This window comes from Gordonia malaquae (assembly GCF_037148075.1).
Taxonomy (GTDB): domain Bacteria; phylum Actinomycetota; class Actinomycetes; order Mycobacteriales; family Mycobacteriaceae; genus Gordonia; species Gordonia malaquae.
The window spans coordinates 18,068-35,164 of record NZ_JBBCUB010000004.1 but is presented as its reverse complement, the minus strand read 5'-3'; the positions used below and the strand labels follow the sequence as shown (position 1 = coordinate 35,164).

Annotated in this window: 15 protein-coding genes; 14 read left to right on the top strand and 1 reads right to left on the bottom strand. The window is 66.8% G+C overall.

All coding sequences use genetic code 11. The annotated features are described in order from the left end of the window. Positions 1–36 precede the first annotated feature (36 nt). From argS to WFK36_RS14610, 7 genes are all read left to right on the top strand, one after another. On the top strand, positions 37–1,689 hold the full coding sequence (argS, locus tag WFK36_RS14640) for an arginine--tRNA ligase (RefSeq protein ID WP_336792572.1): 1,653 nt from the start codon (positions 37–39) through the stop codon (positions 1,687–1,689). Then, entirely contained in the window at positions 1,686–3,110 is a 1,425-nt protein-coding gene (gene lysA, locus WFK36_RS14635) for a diaminopimelate decarboxylase (RefSeq protein ID WP_336792571.1), read from the top strand. The genes argS and lysA overlap by 4 nt, the downstream gene beginning before the upstream one ends. Then, on the top strand, positions 3,107–4,417 hold the full coding sequence (locus WFK36_RS14630; protein ID WP_336792570.1) for a homoserine dehydrogenase: 1,311 nt from the start codon (positions 3,107–3,109) through the stop codon (positions 4,415–4,417). Before lysA ends, WFK36_RS14630 begins: the two co-directional genes overlap by 4 nt. Further along, positions 4,410–5,495, top strand: a complete 1,086-nt coding sequence (gene thrC / locus WFK36_RS14625; RefSeq protein ID WP_336792568.1) for a threonine synthase — start codon at positions 4,410–4,412, stop codon at positions 5,493–5,495. Before WFK36_RS14630 ends, thrC begins: the two co-directional genes overlap by 8 nt. An 8-nt stretch (positions 5,496–5,503) precedes the next feature. After that, a complete protein-coding gene (thrB, locus tag WFK36_RS14620) occupies positions 5,504–6,469 on the top strand; it encodes a homoserine kinase (RefSeq protein WP_040520699.1) in 966 nt (321 codons plus the stop codon). Positions 6,470–6,632: 163 nt separating this feature from the next. After that, complete coding sequence (rho, locus tag WFK36_RS14615; protein WP_336792567.1) at positions 6,633–8,603, top strand: transcription termination factor Rho; 1,971 nt, start codon at positions 6,633–6,635, stop codon at positions 8,601–8,603. Between the two features lie 134 nt (positions 8,604–8,737). Continuing rightward, a complete protein-coding gene (locus WFK36_RS14610) occupies positions 8,738–9,652 on the top strand; it encodes a type IV toxin-antitoxin system AbiEi family antitoxin domain-containing protein (RefSeq protein WP_336792566.1) in 915 nt (304 codons plus the stop codon). Positions 9,653–9,744: 92 nt separating this feature from the next. On the opposite strand, the gene WFK36_RS14605 is transcribed toward WFK36_RS14610, so the two are convergent. Then, positions 9,745–10,926: a diflavin oxidoreductase gene (locus WFK36_RS14605; RefSeq protein ID WP_336792565.1), complete on the bottom strand. Its 1,182-nt coding sequence runs from the start codon at positions 10,924–10,926 to the stop codon at positions 9,745–9,747. A 152-nt stretch (positions 10,927–11,078) separates the two neighbouring features. Here WFK36_RS14605 and rpmE point away from each other — a divergent pair, with 152 nt between their 5' ends. From rpmE to WFK36_RS14570, 7 genes are all read left to right on the top strand, one after another. Continuing rightward, positions 11,079–11,291, top strand: coding sequence for a 50S ribosomal protein L31 (gene rpmE, locus WFK36_RS14600; RefSeq protein ID WP_008381510.1), 213 nt, complete (start codon positions 11,079–11,081; stop codon positions 11,289–11,291). A gap of 124 nt (positions 11,292–11,415) precedes the next feature. Continuing rightward, positions 11,416–12,483, top strand: a complete 1,068-nt coding sequence (gene prfA, locus WFK36_RS14595) for a peptide chain release factor 1 (protein WP_040520695.1) — start codon at positions 11,416–11,418, stop codon at positions 12,481–12,483. Further along, positions 12,480–13,391 carry a peptide chain release factor N(5)-glutamine methyltransferase gene (gene prmC / locus WFK36_RS14590; RefSeq protein ID WP_336792564.1) on the top strand — a complete coding sequence of 304 codons (912 nt, stop codon included), beginning with the start codon at positions 12,480–12,482 and terminating at the stop codon, positions 13,389–13,391. Before prfA ends, prmC begins: the two co-directional genes overlap by 4 nt. Beyond that, the gene (locus WFK36_RS14585) at positions 13,388–14,047 is read left to right on the top strand and encodes an L-threonylcarbamoyladenylate synthase (RefSeq protein ID WP_008381504.1); all 660 of its coding nucleotides are present in this window, start codon (positions 13,388–13,390) and stop codon (positions 14,045–14,047) included. Before prmC ends, WFK36_RS14585 begins: the two co-directional genes overlap by 4 nt. Then, the gene (locus WFK36_RS14580; RefSeq protein ID WP_336792563.1) at positions 14,044–15,267 is read left to right on the top strand and encodes a serine hydroxymethyltransferase; all 1,224 of its coding nucleotides are present in this window, start codon (positions 14,044–14,046) and stop codon (positions 15,265–15,267) included. The genes WFK36_RS14585 and WFK36_RS14580 overlap by 4 nt, the downstream gene beginning before the upstream one ends. Continuing rightward, a complete protein-coding gene (locus WFK36_RS14575) occupies positions 15,264–16,421 on the top strand; it encodes a glycosyltransferase family 4 protein (protein WP_008381500.1) in 1,158 nt (385 codons plus the stop codon). The genes WFK36_RS14580 and WFK36_RS14575 overlap by 4 nt, the downstream gene beginning before the upstream one ends. A 26-nt stretch (positions 16,422–16,447) precedes the next feature. Continuing rightward, positions 16,448–16,936, top strand: a complete 489-nt coding sequence (locus WFK36_RS14570; RefSeq protein WP_008381498.1) for a Cg1360 family ATP-synthase-associated protein — start codon at positions 16,448–16,450, stop codon at positions 16,934–16,936. Positions 16,937–17,097: the final 161 nt, after the last annotated feature.

The window sequence follows — 17,097 nt, the reverse complement described above, 5'->3', positions numbered from 1 at the left end:
TCCAGAACCGCGTCGGGGCCAATAGGATAGGGACCCGTGACTCCCACCGAACTCGCTGCTCTGCTGCGCGCTGCGACGCGCACCGTGTTCGCCGCCCACGACCTGGACGTCGACCTGATTCCGGAGACCGTCGTGGTGGAGCGTCCGCGCAGTCCCGAACACGGCGACTACGCGACGAACATCGCCCTCCAACTCGGCAAGAAGGCGGGTATCAACCCGCGCGAACTGGCGGGCTGGCTCGCCGAGGAGTTCGCCGCCGATCCCGGCATCGAATCCGCGGAGATCGCCGGACCCGGGTTTGTGAACCTGCGTCTCGCCGCCGCCGCCCAGAACCAGACCGTCGCCGCCGTCCTCGCCGACCGTGAGAACTACGGCCGCGGCGACGAGATGTCCGACCTCGACGTGAACCTCGAGTTCGTGTCGGCCAACCCGACCGGGCCCATCCACCTCGGTGGAACACGGTGGGCCGCCGTGGGCGACGCACTCGGGCGAGTCCTCGCGGCGCGAGGTGCGAAGGTCACCCGCGAGTACTACTTCAACGATCACGGGGAGCAGATCAACCGTTTCGCTCGCTCCCTGCTGGCCGCCGCACTCGATCAGCCCGCCCCCGAAGACGGGTACGCGGGCGAGTACATCAAGGAGATCGCGGCCACGGTGGTCGAGAATCATCCCGGTGTGCTCGAGCAGTCGGAGGACGAGCGGCTGGAGACCTTCCGCGCTGACGGCGTCGACCTGATGTTCGCGCACATCAAGCGCACCCTCCACGAATTCGGCACCGACTTCGACGTGTACACCCACGAGAACTCGATGTTCGATCGTGGCCTGGTGGATGCGTCGATCAACGAGCTCAAGGCCAACGGCAATCTGTACGAGGCAGACGGCGCGTGGTGGCTGCGGTCGACGAACTACGGTGACGACAAGGACCGTGTCGTCATCAAGAGCGACGGCAACCACGCCTACATCGCGGGCGACATCGCGTACCTCAAGGACAAGCACGACCGCGGCGCCAACCACCTGATCTACATGCTCGGCGCCGACCACCACGGCTACGTCGTGCGCCTCAAGGCCGCGGCGGCCGCGCTCGGATACGACCCCGAGTCGGTCGAGGTCCTCATCGGCCAGATGGTCAACCTCGTCAAGGACGGCACGCCGGTCCGGATGAGCAAGCGTGCGGGCACGGTCATCACGCTCGACGATCTCGTCGAAGCCGTCGGCGTCGACGCCGCTCGCTACGCGCTGATCAGGTCGTCGATCGACGTCAACATCGACATCGACCTCGACCTGCTGCGCAAGCAGTCCTCCGACAACCCGGTGTACTACGTGCAGTACGCGCACGCTCGACTGTCGGCGCTGTCGCGCACGGCTGCCGAGCTGGGACTGGCGGCGTCGACCGAGCACCTCGAACTGCTCGACGGCGACGCCGAAGGCGACCTCATCCGCACGATCGGCGACTTCTCCGAGATCGTCGCCACAGCCGCGACACTCCGCGAACCGCACCGGGTGAGCCGCTACCTCGAGACGCTCGCAGGGGCATACCACCGCTTCTACGCCCGTTGCCGCGTCCTGCCGCAGGGCGACGAGGAAGCGGGCAACGTCCACTCCGCACGCCTGGCTCTGTGCGAGGCGACTCGTCAAGTGCTGGCCAACGGTCTCGGCCTGGTCGGCGTGAGCGCACCGGAGCGTATGTGATGGCCCACCCCGCAGGTCCGCGTCACGCGGACATCCTCGCTGCTCCGCATCTCGCGGAACGGCCGAACAGCCCTGCCGAACTGTCACAGATCCCCGCCAATGTGTACCCGCGCGGTGCGGCCCGCAACAGCGATGAGGTGCTGGAGATCGGCGGCGTCGCCGTCGACGAACTCGCTCAGACCTATGGCACGCCGCTGTTCGTCTACGACGAGGCCGACTTCCGGTCCCGCTGCTCCGACATGCAGGAGGCTTTCGGTCCTCACGGCCGTGTGCACTACGCGTCGAAGGCGTTCCTGTCGTCCGAGGTGGCCCGCTGGGTCGACTCGGAGGGGCTCTCGCTCGACGTCTGCACCGGCGGTGAGCTCGCGATCGCGCTGCGCGCAGGCTTCCCCGCCGAGCGCATAGCCATGCACGGAAACAACAAGAGTGAAGACGAACTCGATTACGCACTGGAGTCGGGCATCGGACACGTGGTCCTCGACTCGATGTACGAGATCGAGCGTCTGGACCGTCTCGCAGGCGCGCGCGGTGTGGTCGCCGACGTCCTGATCCGTGTCACCCCCGGAGTCGAGGCTCATACGCACGAGTTCATCTCGACCGCGCACGAAGACCAGAAGTTCGGTTTTGCGCTCGCAGGCGGAAAGGCGATGGACGCCGTCCGCGCCGTCTTCGCCACCGACAACCTGCGGTTGGTGGGCCTGCACAGCCACATCGGATCGCAGATCTTCGAGATCGACGGGTTCGAACTCGCCGCGCACCGTGTGCTCGGCCTGTTGGCGGACGTGGTCGCGGAGTTCGGCCTGGAGAAGACGAAGCAGATCGAGGTCCTCGACCTCGGAGGCGGCCTCGGCATCTCGTACATTCCGTCGGAGGAGCCACCCCTCGTCGCGGACCTCGCGCGTTCGCTGGTCGACATCGTGCGCCGCGAATCCGAGCGCCTCGGATTGCCGATGCCCGCCATCGCGGTCGAGCCGGGTCGCGCCATCGCCGGGCCTGCCGGGGTCACCGTCTATCGCGTAGGCACCATCAAGGACGTCGACCTGGACGGGGCTGCGACCAGGCGATACGTGTCCGTCGACGGCGGTATGAGCGACAACATCCGCACCGTCCTCTACGACGCCGAGTACGACGTCCGTCTCGCCAACCGACTGTCCGATGCACCCGCCGTGGTCTGCCGCGTGGTCGGCAAACACTGCGAGAGCGGGGACATCGTCGTCCGCGACTGCTGGCTTCCGTCCGACCTGACACCGGGTGACCTTCTGGTGGTCGGAGCGACGGGCGCATACTGCTATTCGATGTCCAGTCGCTACAACATGGCTCCGCGCGCCGCGGTCGCCGCCGTTCGCGACGGACAAGCACGTCTCATCCTGCGACGGGAGACCGTCGAAGACTTCTTGAGCCTGGAGGTGGATCCCACATGACCGCAGAATCACCCCGTCCGATCGGCGTAGCCGTCCTCGGCATGGGCAACGTCGGAGCCGAGGTCGTCCGGATTCTCACCGAGAACGCCGACGATCTCCGCTCGCGCGTCGGTGCGCCGGTCGAACTGCGCGGCGTGTCGGTTCGTGACCTGAGCCGTCCGCGCTCGGGTGTGCCGTCGGCGCTGTTGACCGACGATCCGGCAGTCCTCGTGGCTCGTGATGACGTCGACATCGTCGTCGAGTTGATCGGCGGCATCGAACCGCCGCGCACGTTGATCCGCACTGCACTGCAGTCGGGCAAGTCTGTGGTGACCGCCAACAAGGCGCTCATGGCAGTCCACTCCGGTGAACTCTCCGACGCGGCCGCGACCAGCAACGTCGATCTGTACTTCGAGGCCGCAGTGGCCGGCGCGATCCCGGTGATCCGTCCGTTGACGCAGTCGCTCGCGGGCGACCGCGTGACTCGAGTGGCCGGCATCGTCAACGGCACCACCAACTTCATCCTGTCGGAGATGGACGAGACAGGCGCCGACTACGCCGACGTTCTGGCCGAGGCAGGTCGGCTCGGGTACGCGGAGGCCGATCCGACCGCCGACGTCGAAGGGCACGACGCCGCCGCCAAGGCCGCGATCCTCGCGTCCATCGCGTTCCACTCGCGTGTCACCGCGAGCGACGTGTACTGCGAGGGCATCTCGTCGATCACCTCCGACGACCTCGCGGCGGCGAAGAAGTTCGACTGCACCGTCAAGCTTCTCGCCATCTGCGAGCGTATCGAGGCCGACGGCGTCGAGAAGATCTCCGCCCGCGTCTACCCGGCGCTGATCCCGTTCGAGCATCCGCTCGCGACGGTGAACGGCGCTTTCAACGCTGTTGTCGTCGAAGCCGAGAACGCGGGACGCCTCATGTTCTACGGCCAGGGTGCAGGCGGGGCGCCGACCGCGTCCGCCGTGCTCGGCGACCTCGTGATGGCGGCCCGCAACCGCGTCTACAGCGGCCGCGGACCGCTCGAGTCGACCTATGCGTCGCTGCCGATCGCGCCGATCGACGACGTGCCGACCCGCTACTACGTGTCGATGCAGGTCGCCGACAAGCCTGGGGTACTCGAGCAGGTCGCCGCGGAGTTCGCCAAGCGCGACGTCAGCATCGCAGCCGTTCGACAGGAGGGCGCGGGCGAGAACGCGCGCCTGATCGTCGTCACACACCGCGCCTCCGACCGCGATCAGTCGGAGACAGTCGCCGCAATCGAGAAGATGGACTCCGTCATCAAGGTGTCCAGTGTGCTCCGCCTGGAGGGAACCAATGACTAACGCCGCATACAAGCCGGTCCACCAGGGCTGGCCCGGACTGATCGAGGCCTACCGCGATCGCATGCCCGTGCAAGACGATTGGAAGATCGTCACCCTGCACGAAGGCGCGACGCCGCTCATCGCCGCACCGGTCCTCTCCGAGATCACCGGCTGCGAGGTGTATCTCAAGGTCGAGGGACTGAACCCGACGGGTTCGTTCAAGGACCGCGGCATGACGATGGCCGTCACCAACGCCGTCAACAACGGCAAGAAGGCCGTCCTCTGCGCGTCGACCGGCAACACTTCGGCCTCGGCCGCCGCCTACGCGACGCGTGCCGGCATGACCTGCGCCGTCCTCATCCCAGAGGGCAAGATCGCCATGGGCAAGCTCGCTCAAGCCGTCATGCACGGCGCCCAGGTGATCCAGGTGCAGGGCAACTTCGACGACTGCCTCGAACTCGCCCGCAAGGTGACCGCTGAATTCACTGAGATCGAACTCGTGAACTCGGTGAACCCGGCGCGTATCGAAGGCCAGAAGACCGCGTCGTTCGAGATCGTCGACGTACTCGGCAAGGCGCCCGACATCCATGCGCTGCCGGTCGGCAACGCGGGCAACATCACCGCGTACTGGAAGGGTTACCGCGAGTACCACGCGGACGGCATCATCGACACGTTGCCGCGCATGCTCGGCGTGCAGGCTGCCGGTGCCGCTCCGCTGGTCAACGGCGCGCCGGTCAGCGATCCGGAGACCATCGCGACCGCGATCCGCATCGGTTCGCCCGCCAGCTGGAACCAGGCCGTCGCTGCGAAGGACGAGTCGAACGGACAATTCCGCGCAGCCACCGACGAGAAGATCCTCGAGGCGTATTGCCTGGTGGCCGGCCGTGAAGGCGTCTTCGTCGAGCCCGCGTCGGCGGCCAGCGTCGCCGGACTGCTCGCCGCGCACGAAGAGGGCTGGGTGGCGCCCGGTTCGACTGTCGTGTGCACTGTGACCGGCAACGGTCTGAAGGACCCCGACACCGCGCTGCTCGGCATGCCGAAGGTCGACGCCATCCCGGTCGATCCTGTGGCTGTGGCTCGTGCGCTCGGCGTCAGCTGACATTCATCATGGAGAACGCTGTGACCGCTGTGACGATCGGCGCGCTTGACGCCGACTTGGTGCTGACCCCCGGGGTGACCGCGCGTGTGCGAGTGCCCGCGTCGAGCGCCAACCTCGGCCCTGGGTTCGACTGCCTGGGTCTGGCTCTCGGGCTGTACGACGAGGTCAGTGTGACGGTCACGGAACCGGGCACCGGTGTTGTGGTGACCGCGGAAGGGGAGTCGGCGGACGACGTCCCGCTCGATGAGCGGCATCTGGTGGCGCGTGCAGTGATCCGTGGCCTTGAAGCCGCGGGCGTCGCGGCGCCGGGCATCGCGCTGCACTGCGTCAACGCGATCCCGCACTCCCGTGGTCTCGGCTCGTCGGCGGCAGCAGTCGTCGGCGGCCTCGCCGCCGCATCGGGCCTGCTGGTCGCAGATGCGCGCCGACCTGCGCTGACGCAGACTCAGTTGGTCCAGTTGTCCAGCGAGTTCGAGGGGCACCCTGACAACGCCGCCGCGTCGGTGCTCGGATCGGGCGTCGTCACATGGACACACGGCGACACGGAGTTCTTCGCCCGCAAACTGCCGCTGCACCCGTCGATCAAGGCGACGTCGTTCGTCCCGCAGACGCAGTCGTCGACTGCCGAGACCCGCGGACTTCTGCCCGACGAGGTCCCGCGAGCGGACGCCGTGTTCAACGTGAGCCGGGTGGCGCTCGGCGTTGTTGCGCTCACGACCGACCCGACGTGCCTGATGGACGCGACGAGCGACCGTCTGCATCAGACGTATCGCGCGGCCGCGATGCCCGCGTCGAGCGGCCTGATGAACGCACTGCGCGATCGTGGACACGCCGCAACGGTGTCGGGTGCAGGGCCGTCGGTGCTGGTCCTCGGCACGAGCGACCTCGGTGACGAAGAGGCACAGCTCGCTGCAGAGTACGGCTTCGCGATGCTTCCGCTCGACATCGCCGGTGGTGTCGAGATCCTGCCGTAGGGGCGGGTTCCGCTCTACTTGCCTTACCCGGTGGTACGCTGTAGGCGCTGCGCTACGAAAGTCCACGATCTAGTGGCTTTCCCTTCTTCGGCGCATTGACATACTCCCGCTCGATTCCGAGTGGACGCCCCGGCCTCTGGTGTCGGGGAACGAAAGGATATCCGTGACTGAAACGGACCTGCAGGCTCCCAAGCGCGCACGTACCGGGCTGTCCGCGATGCTGCTCCCCGAACTGAAGTCGCTGGCCGGCGAGCTCGGCATCAAAGGGACCTCCGGCATGCGCAAGGGCGACCTGATCGACGTCATCCGTGCACATCAGCAAGGTGGACGTCCCCCGGCCGCGAAGAATGCCGCCCCCAAGGCAGAGGCGCCGAAGGCCGACGCCCTGAAGGGTGACGCGCCTAAGGCTGCGCGTACGACCGAGGCCCCCAAGCAGGACGCCCCGAAGGTCGAGGCCCCCAAGAACGACTCTCCCAAGAACGACGCTCCGGCGGCCCCGAAGGCCGCTGTCGAGAAGTCGGCAGGTGAGAAGCCCGCGGGTGAGAAGCCTGCGGGGGAGAAGTCGGGTGATCAGCCGGGTGAGAACGCCGCCGGCGACCGTCCCGCACGCAATCGTGATCGGGACCGGAACCGGAATCGAAACCGCGACCGCAATCAGGGCGACCAGGGCCAGTCCGGTGAGAAGCCGGCGGGTGACAAGCAATCCGGCGACAACGCTCAGGGCGACAGGTCCCAGGGTGAGAAGTCCCAGGGTGAGAAGTCCGAGAACCAGGGCGACAAGAACCAGGGCGAGAAGAATCGCGGCGGCCAGAACCAGGGCGGCCAGAACCAGGGCAATCGCCAGAACAACAACGATGACGACGACGGTGACGGAAACGGTCGCCGGCGTGGACGTCGGTTCCGTGAGCGTCGTCGTGGACGTGACCGCGGCGGCGACGGTGGCGGCGCAGAACCGCAGGTCAATGAGGGCGACACCGTCGTTCCCGTTGCAGGCATCCTCGATGTCCTCGACAACTACGCGTTCGTTCGCACGTCGGGTTATCTCGCCGGTTCGAACGACGTCTACGTGTCGATGAACCTCGTCCGCCGGAACGGTCTGCGTCGTGGCGACGCGATCACCGGCGCGGTCAAGGTGGCCAAGGACGGCGAGGGCCAGCAGGCCGGACAGGGCAACAATCGCCAGAAGTTCAATCCGCTCGTCCGTTTGGACACGGTCAACGGCGCGCCCGTCGAGGCCGCACGGAATCGTCCCGAGTTCTCCAAGCTCACGCCGCTCTACCCGAACCAGCGTCTGCGCTTGGAGACGACTGCAGAGCGCCTGTCGACGCGCGTCATCGACCTGATCATGCCGATCGGCAAGGGCCAGCGTGCGCTGATCGTGTCGCCGCCGAAGGCAGGCAAGACGACGATCCTGCAGGACATCGCGAACGCGATCTCGACGAACAACCCGGAATGCCACCTGATGGTGGTGCTCGTCGACGAGCGTCCGGAAGAGGTCACCGACATGCAGCGATCGGTGAAGGGCGAGGTCATCGCCTCGACGTTCGATCGTCCGCCGTCAGATCACACGAGCGTCGCCGAACTCGCCATCGAGCGCGCCAAGCGGCTCGTCGAGGGCGGCATGGACGTCGTGGTGCTTCTCGATTCGATCACCCGCCTCGGTCGCGCGTACAACAATGCGTCGCCCGCGTCGGGCCGCATCCTGTCCGGTGGTGTCGACTCGCAGGCCCTGTACCCGCCGAAGCGCTTCCTCGGCGCCGCTCGCAACATCGAGAACGGCGGATCGCTGACGATCATCGCGTCTGCGCTGGTCGAGACCGGTTCAACGGGCGACACGGTGATCTTCGAGGAGTTCAAGGGCACCGGCAACGCCGAGCTCAAGCTCGATCGCAAGATCTCCGAGCGTCGAGTGTTCCCCGCGGTCGACGTCAACCTGTCGAGCACCCGCAAGGACGAGCTCCTGCTTTCGCCGGACGAGTTCGCGATCGTTCACAAGCTCCGTCGCCTCCTGTCGGGCCTCGACTCGCAGGCGGCGATCGACCTGCTCGTCAGCCAGCTGAAGAAGACGCGCAGCAACGTCGAATTCCTGATGCAGGTCAGCAAGAACGCTCCCACCGTCGCCGGCGACGATTAGTCACTCGGCGCGATAAGCCAGAAAAGTCACGCCCCGCCCATGTTCATCCACGGGTAGGGCGTGACTTTTCTGGCTTTCTGCAAGCCTGTGGAAATCCGACTGAACCGAAGCGCGGCTCGGTGCGTCTAATTGGTATGAACCTCGAACAGTTTCCGACGGACGATCACGGACTCATCCTGCGGCGACGCGCCCTCGCTCTCGGGTGTTCAGCTGCGCAGTTGTCGCGAGCAGTGGACGCGGGCCTCCTCGAGCGGATCGACCCAGGTGTTCTGGTGCGGGCGACAAGACGCACCCCGCGTGAACTGCACGTCCTACGCGCGCACGCGGTCGCGGAGAGGCATCCCGGCGTCGTGTTCGTTGATGAGACCGCTGCGACGATTCTCGGCCTGCCCTTGTTGAAACCGGTGCGTGACAAGGTGCACGTAGCCTTCGAGACCCGCCTGCGTGGAATCAACCTGGCGGCACGCTGCGGGGGAGTGCCCGAGGAACGCCGCACCATGGTCGGTGGCCTTCTTGTCACGTCCCTTGAGCAGACCGCAGTCGACGTCGCGTGCACCACTTTGCAGGGGTTTGCCGGGGCCCTCACTGTTTTCGACTCGGCGCTGCGGGCGGGTGCGTCGAGACGCCGAATGGAGGGGATGCTGTCGACGCCGCGGCCGGGCGTCGGTGTGGCGCGGGCTGCGCTTCCGTTCGCGAGTTCCGCGTCGGCCAATCCGGGAGAGTCGTGGAGTCGCGCCCAGATGATCGAGGCGGGTCTGCCATCTCCGCGTCTGCAGCATCGATTCTTCGACGATCAAGGGCGATTCGTCGCCCGATCGGACTTCGACTGGGACGGGCTGCTCGCAGGAGAGTTCGACGGATACGGCAAGTACGTCGACTATCTCGACGGCGCGGAGACGGCGCTCGACGCTGTACGACGAGAGAAGTGGCGGCAGGCCCGGCTGGAGGACCTCGGTGTGAGCGTCGTCCGCTGGGACTGGTCCGACCTGGAAGCCAAACGCATGGCGGCACGAGTGGCGGCGCGCCTCCGTGCATTGCACATAGGCTGACCGAACCATCGCTAGATGGAGGATTCGTCACAGACGGGCACCGGACGAACCCGGCCTAGGCGTGACGTTTCCGGCCTGACGCGATGAATCCGTCAGTACACGTCGCGTAGGTAGCGGCCTTCGGAGCGGAGGCGGTCGATCTCGGCGCGAGCGTCGTCGGGTTCGACCTCACCGTGCTCGGCGATGATCGCAGCCAGGGCGTTCTCGACGTCGGCGGCCATGCGGTCGGCGTCGCCGCACACATAGAGGACCGCACCGTCGCGTAGCCAGGTGTAGATGTCCTCGCCGTGGGAGTCCATGAGGTGCTGCACGTACATTTTGTCCTCCTGCTCACGAGAGAAGGCCACGTCGAGGCGATCGAGACTGCCGTCGTGATGCATCTGCACGATCTCGTCGCGGTACAGGAAGTCGTGGTCACGCTTGCGGGCGCCGTGGAACAGCCAGTTGCGGCCCGAGCCGTCGTCGTTGGCGCGCTCGTGGACGAACGCGCGGAACGGCGCGATACCGGTGCCGGGACCGATCATGATGATGTCGGTGTCGGGCTCGGGGAGGCGGAACGACTTGTTCGGCGTCAGGTAGATGCCGACGGTGTCGCCGGGCTCCACCCGATCGGCGAGGTACGTGGACGCTGCGCCGCCCCGATCGCGGCCGTCACCCCACTCGTCGGTCGCGTAATGACGGATCGTCGCAGGCGTCAGGTGAACCGTGCCCTCATGGACGGTGGGCGACGACGAGATCGAATAGGTCCGCGCGGTGAGCGGCTTCAATTCGGCAAGGAACGCCTCGGGAGTGGGGAACCAGTCGGAGTCGAGGTTCAGCAGGTCGAGGACGTCACGCCCGCGCGCCCAGGCTTCGAGTTCCGCGCGGTCGCCTGCGAGGAGTGCGGCGACGTCCTCGCGTCCCCGGGCGTTCGCCAAATGATCGAGCAGGTACGGCGAGACCGACGTGATCTCGAAGCCGTGAGTGAGTGCCTGCGCGAGCGTGCGGTCGCCCTTGCGGTCGGTGATCACCGTGTCGGCCGGCACGCCGAGCCGGTCGATGAGCGCGGCGACGAGCGCGGGCTCGTTCGCCGGGGTGACGTTCACAGCGTCGCCGGGCTGGTAGTCGAGGCCCGAACCTGCGATGTCGAGCACCAGGTGGCGGACTTCCTTGCTGCTCTCCGGCGCTGTCAGCAGAGTGTTCTCCACGACCGTGGCCGGAAAGGGATTGCGCCGTGACCAGCGCTGACGCTTCGCATCGCGGGTGGGCCGTCCTCCAGTGCTGCCTTCGCTCATACCATCAGGTTAGGCCACCCCAAGACGCTCGCGTCGAGGAGGATTGGCAGCCGCCCGTGACCTTGTGGAATAATCGTTCGGTCAGTCCGGTTCCGGTTCACACCGATGGCATTCTGCCCGGTGACCCGGCGACCACCTTCGAAAGGGACGTAATGAAGCAGGGAATCCACCCCGACTACGAGGTGACCACCGTCAACTGCGGTTGCGGCAACGAGTTCACCACGCGCAGCACCGCCAAGGGCGGCCACATCACCGTGGAAGTCTGCTCACAGTGCCACCCGTTCTACACGGGCAAGCAGAAGATCCTCGACACCGGCGGCCGCGTCGCTCGCTTCGAGAAGCGTTACGGCAAGCGCACCAAGTAGCTCGCCTTCGACGCCCGACTCCGAGATCCTCACCGGTCTTGGTCTCGGGCGTCGTTTCGTTTTCCACCACGCCGCTCGGGACCGGGCGGGCCACTCTTTGACGGGGAAGTGAACTCACGTGAGCATGCAGGCACCGTCCGCGATCGACGACATCCTGGCCGAGCACGCAGGCCTCGAGCAGCAGCTGTCCGATCCGGCACTGCACGACAACGCCGCCAACGCACGCCGCGTCGGCAAGCGGTTCGCTGAACTCGCGCCGGTGATGGCGACGTACACCAAGCTCACCTCGGTGCGTGACGATCTCGCAGCCGCTCGCGAGCTGGCGGCGGACGATCCGGCGTTCGCTGACGAGATCCCCGCCCTCGAAGCGAGCGAAGCCGAGCTCGATGCCCAGCTCACGGACCTACTTGCACCGCGCGACCCCCACGATTCAGACGACGTCGTCCTCGAAGTGAAGTCGGGCGCCGGTGGCGAGGAGTCCGCACTGTTCGCCTCCGATCTGGTCCGCATGTACCTGAAGTACTGCGAGCGCCAGGGCTGGAAGGCGCTTGTCCTCGGCGTCACCGAGTCGGACCTCGGCGGTTACAAGGACGCGACCCTGTCGATCAAGGCACGCGAATCGGTGCGCGACGGCGTCTGGTCCAAGCTCAAGTTCGAGGGCGGCGTGCACCGTGTGCAGCGTGTGCCGGTCACCGAGTCGCAGGGCCGCATCCACACGTCGGCCGCAGGTGTGTTGATCTACCCCGAGCCCGACGAGGTCGCCGAAGTGCAGATCGACGAATCGGACCTGCGCGTGGACGTCTACCGAAGCTCCGGGAAGGGCGGCCAGGGCGTCAACACCACCGACTCCGCGGTCCGCCTCACACATCTGCCGACCGGAGTGGTCGTGACCTGTCAGAACGAGCGTTCCCAGCTCCAGAACAAGGCCCGAGCGATGCAGGTGCTCGCCGCCCGCCTCCAGGCGTTGGCCGAAGAAGAGGCTGCCGCCGAAGCTTCGGCAGGCCGCGCAGCACAGATCCGCACCGTCGACAGGTCGGAGCGGATCCGCACCTACAACTGGCCGGAGAACCGGATCACCGACCACCGGATCGGTTACAAGGCGAACAACCTCGACGCCGTCTTGAACGGTGAGATGGACGGCCTGATCGGCGCCCTCGTCGACGCCGACAAGCAGGCACGACTGCAGCAGTGACGTCGGCCGACGCACTCCGACGTCGCGCCGCCGCCGAGTTGACTGCGGCAGGCGTCGAATCGGCATCGCACGACGCTGCCGAACTCCTTGCTCATGTGCTCGCCGTCGAGCCCGGGCGGCTTCTGCTGATCGACGACGTCGACATCGAGCAGGAGGAACACTTCGCCGAGCTCGTTCGACGCCGTGCCCGGCGCGAACCGCTGCAGCACATCACAGGCACGGCCCACTTCGCGGGCCTCGAATTGGCAGTCGGGCCCGGAGTGTTCGTCCCGCGCCCAGAGACCGAGCTGATCGTCGAGTGGGCCACGCGCGTGGTCGCGGGCCGCACAGCTGTGGTGGCAGACCTGTGCTCCGGAAGCGGAGCGCTCGCGCTCGGTATCGCAGCCCATTCGCCGAACACGCAGGTGGTGGCCGTTGAACGGTCGTCGGATGCGCTGGACTACCTGCGCCGGAACATCTCGGTCGCGTCACTGGAGACACGCGTCACCGCTCTGCACGGTGATGTCACCGATGCCGCTGCGATGCACAAGGCCCTCGGGGCGTGCGACGTCATCGTGTCGAACCCGCCGTATGTCCCGTCCGAGTCGCCGGTGTCTCCGGAGGTCGCACACGACCCGTACGACGCCGTGTTCTCCGGGACGACGGGAATGGACGTCATCTCGGCGATGATCCCGATCGTCGCCGACGCACTCGTCGGCGGGGGAGCGTTCGCCGTCGAACACGACGACGAGACGGCAGACGCCGTTGTCGCCGCGCTGCGCGCCGACGGCCGATTCTCGTCCATCGCGGCCCATGCGGACTTGGCAGGTCGACCGCGTTTCGTCACGGCGACCCGCATCTCCTCTCATGCATCGTTCGGCCGGGGCGAACCCGACCCGGCAGCCGACCGTGCAAGGATGGAACAGTGAGTGTCGTCTTCGATTGCAGTGACCCGTCCGAGCGGTCCGCAGGCCTGAGCGCCGCGGTCGGAGCAGCCCGCGGCGGCCGTCTTGTGGTGCTGCCGACCGACACCCTGTACGGCATCGGCTGCGACGCATTCGACAGCGAGGCGGTCTCGTCTCTGCTCGCCGCCAAGAATCGCGGCCGGGACATGCCGGTGCCGGTTCTCGTCGGCTCTTGGCAGACCGTCGACGGACTGGTCCGGTCGGTGTCGCCGCAGGCCAGGGAACTCGTCCAGTCGTTCTGGCCTGGTGGACTCAGTCTTGTCGTCGAACAGGCGCCGTCCCTCGCATGGGACCTCGGTGACACCGATGCGACCGTGATGATCCGGATGCCGTTGCATCCGGTGGCGATCGAACTTCTCCGCGAAGTCGGGCCGATGGCCGTGTCGAGCGCCAACGTGTCCGGGCAACCGCCCGCCACCACGGTCGGCGCGGCGCAGGACATGCTCGGTGACCTGGTGTCGGTGTACCTGGACGGCGGCCCCGCGGCGAAGGCCGTCGCGTCGACGATCGTCGACCTGAGCGGAGTCACGCCGCGCATCCTCCGCGAAGGAGCGATCAGCGCCGAGGAGATCGGCGAAGTGCTCGACATGGATCCCGACGAGCTGAGGGCGCGTCCGTGACCGGGCCGCTCGACGCGGTCGACCCGCAGATCAGTGAGCTGATCAGCCGCGAGGCGGCACGCCGTGCGGGCAGCCTCCAAATGCTCGCCGCCGAGACGATCGCGACGCCCGCGGTCCGTGCCGCAATGGGCTCTGTGCTCGCCGACAAGTACGCAGAGGGATACCCCGGACGCCGATATCACGGCGGCTCCGACGTCGTCGACGAAGTCGAACGCCTCGCCGTCGACCGTGCGCACACGCTGTTCGCCGCGGACTACGTGAACGTTCAGCCGCTGTCGTGGGCCCTGGCCAACTTCGCCGTCTATGCGGCGTTCGCCCAGCCGGGCGACCAGGTGATGTCGCTGAGCCTCCGCCATGGCGGGCACCAATCGCACGGATCTCGGGCGAATCTGTCGGGTCGCTGGTTCAGCGTGGTGAATTACGAGGTCCGCCACGACACCGAACAGGTCGACTACGACCGCATCCGCGACATGGCACTCATCCACCGGCCACGGATCTTGCTCGCCGGCGGCACGGCCTACTCGCGGACCTGGGACTACGCCGCGATGCGGACCATCGCCGACGAGGCCGGTTGTGTGCTCTGGGTGGACGGCGCGCACGTCATGGGCTTGGCGGCGGGCGGAGTGATCGAGTCTCCCGTCCCGTACGCCGACGTCGTCTCAGTGGCGACCAACAAGGTGATGCGTGGACCGCGCGGAGGGCTCCTCCTCGCCCGCGGAGAACACGCCGAAGCGCTGTCTCGGGCCGTGTACCCGTTCTTGCAGGGGGCGCCCGCCATGCATTCGATCGCGGCCAAAGCGGTTGCGTTCGCGGAATCGTCCACCGAGACGTACAGGCGGTACGCGCGAGACGTCGCGGCTCTGGCATCCGACCTCGCGGACGACTTCACCGCCCGTGGACTGCAGGTGGTCAGCGGGGGAACGGACACTCACATCGGAATCGTCGACGTGACTCCGCTCGGCGTCACCGGACGCGAAGCGACCCGCAGATTGGCGGCATCGGGGATCGTCGTCGACAAGGCGATCACGCCGTTCGACCGTGCAGCTGTCTCCGAGGGGTCGGCGATCCGCTATGGAACGGCCGCCATCACCGCAGGGGGAATCACTCCCGCCGATGCTCCCGCGATCGCCGACCTCATGATGGCCGCGATGACGTCCGACGACGCCGCGGTGCACGCCGACGTGGCCGCCTCGGTCGCACGGCTCGGAGCGTCCGAATGAACCTGCTGGCACTCGACGCCGGGACCGGGGGAGCGGGTGTCCCGTTGCGCGAGCTCGCGCTCGTCGGTCTCACGGCGGCGGGCGTCACGTACCTGCTGACCTCGCTCGTCCGAGTGTTCGCGGTCAAGGCCGGCGCTGTCGCCGTTCCTCGTGAACGCGACGTGCACGTGATTCCGACTCCTCGCCTCGGCGGAGTCGGCATGTATTTCGGCGTTGTGTGCGCCATCGGTCTCGCAGCCCAACTACCGGCCCTGAACAGGGGATTCGCGTACACGCACGACATGCTTGCCGTCATCACCGCAGGCCTGGTGATCGTACTGGTCGGCGTGATCGACGATCGGTGGGGGCTCGATGCCCTCACCAAGTTCGTCGGTCAGCTGACCGCTGCGGGTGTTCTGGTGATCATGGGTGTCAGCTGGTATCTGCTGTATGTGCCGTTCGGCGACATCGGGACCGTGGTCCTCGACCCGCTGCAGGCCGGGTTGCTGACGGTCGCGATCACCGTCACGACGATCAACGCCATGAACTTCATCGACGGACTCGACGGCCTGGCCGCCGGGCTCGGCCTGATCGCGGCCGCCGCGATCTGCCTCTTCTCGCTCGGTCTGCTGCACGACCAGGGTGGAGACGTCAGCTACTACCCGCCGGCGCTCATCACCACTGCATTGGCCGGAGCGTGCCTGGGCTTCCTGCCGCACAATTTCTCACCTGCGCGAATCTTCATGGGCGACTCGGGCGCCATGCTGATCGGCCTCATGCTGGGTGCCGCGTCAACCAGCGCCTCGGGCCGCGTCGCCCGGAGTGCGTACGGTCCGGCTGACATGTTCACCCTCCTCTCTCCGCTGATCTTGATCGCGGCAGTGATGTTCATCCCGCTGCTCGACATGGTCATGGCAGTCATCCGCCGCACGCGTTCGGGTGTCGGGTTCTACACGCCCGACAAGATGCATCTGCATCATCGCCTCCTCGAGATCGGTCACACTCAGCGCCGAGTCGCCCTGGTCATCTACCTGTGGGTCGGCCTGCTGGCGTTCGCCGTCGCGGCGTCCACGCTCGTCCCGCCCGCCGTGGTCGGCCCCGTGTTCGGCGTCGGAGTCGTGCTCGCACTGATCGCGACCTTCGCACCGCGTCTGCATCGCCGGTTCGCTAGATAGCCGTATGCCTCGATAGCCTGGTGCGCGTGTCTGTGAATGATGAGAACTCGCCCGCCGACGAATCCCCAGCGGACGAGCCGACCGTGAAGCATGAATGGGACGATCCGGCTGCGCCCCTCTGGAACGGTTTGAAGTACGGCGTCACCGGGCTCGGTGTCTTGCTGGTCGCCGGATTGCTGATCTTCTGGCCCTGGAAGGGGACGCCCGGGCTGTGGGGCGTCTTAATCGGCGCGGGGATCGGCGGAGCATTCATTCTGATCACGGTCATCACGATCCTCCTGACGCGGAACGCACTGCCTGCGGTCGTCATGGGCGCTCTGATGGGGTCATACCTGGTGAAGGTCGTCGCCGCGATCGCCGTGACCGCCCTCATCAAGGACATGGACTTCTACCACAAGGGCGCACTCGCGACGACGCTGATCGGCGCCATCATCGCAGTCCTCGGCGCCGAGCTGTGGGGTGTGATGTCGACCCGACAGACATATACAGACTCCGACGGCACTACTGCCCAGTAGGTGTGACCACCCTCACTGTGGCTACCCTGAGCAGCTACTACACTCGATAGTAGGACGACGAACCGCCACGCGGCTCGTTCCTGATTCGCCGCCGAAGGTCAAGACTTGCTAATCTGCTGCACGCAGGCAGATTCAGGTGACGTGCGCCGTACAGCGATGTC

Coding starts and splice junctions, on each gene's coding strand:
- WFK36_RS14630 (WP_336792570.1), top strand. CDS start 3,107: ATGACCGCAGAATCACCCCGTCCGATCGGCGTAGCCGTCCTCGGCATG.
- thrC (WP_336792568.1), top strand. CDS start 4,410: ATGACTAACGCCGCATACAAGCCGGTCCACCAGGGCTGGCCCGGACTG.
- thrB (WP_040520699.1), top strand. CDS start 5,504: ATGGAGAACGCTGTGACCGCTGTGACGATCGGCGCGCTTGACGCCGAC.
- WFK36_RS14610 (WP_336792566.1), top strand. CDS start 8,738: ATGAACCTCGAACAGTTTCCGACGGACGATCACGGACTCATCCTGCGG.
- WFK36_RS14605 (WP_336792565.1), bottom strand. CDS start 10,926: ATGAGCGAAGGCAGCACTGGAGGACGGCCCACCCGCGATGCGAAGCGT.
- rpmE (WP_008381510.1), top strand. CDS start 11,079: ATGAAGCAGGGAATCCACCCCGACTACGAGGTGACCACCGTCAACTGC.
- prfA (WP_040520695.1), top strand. CDS start 11,416: ATGCAGGCACCGTCCGCGATCGACGACATCCTGGCCGAGCACGCAGGC.
- WFK36_RS14575 (WP_008381500.1), top strand. CDS start 15,264: ATGAACCTGCTGGCACTCGACGCCGGGACCGGGGGAGCGGGTGTCCCG.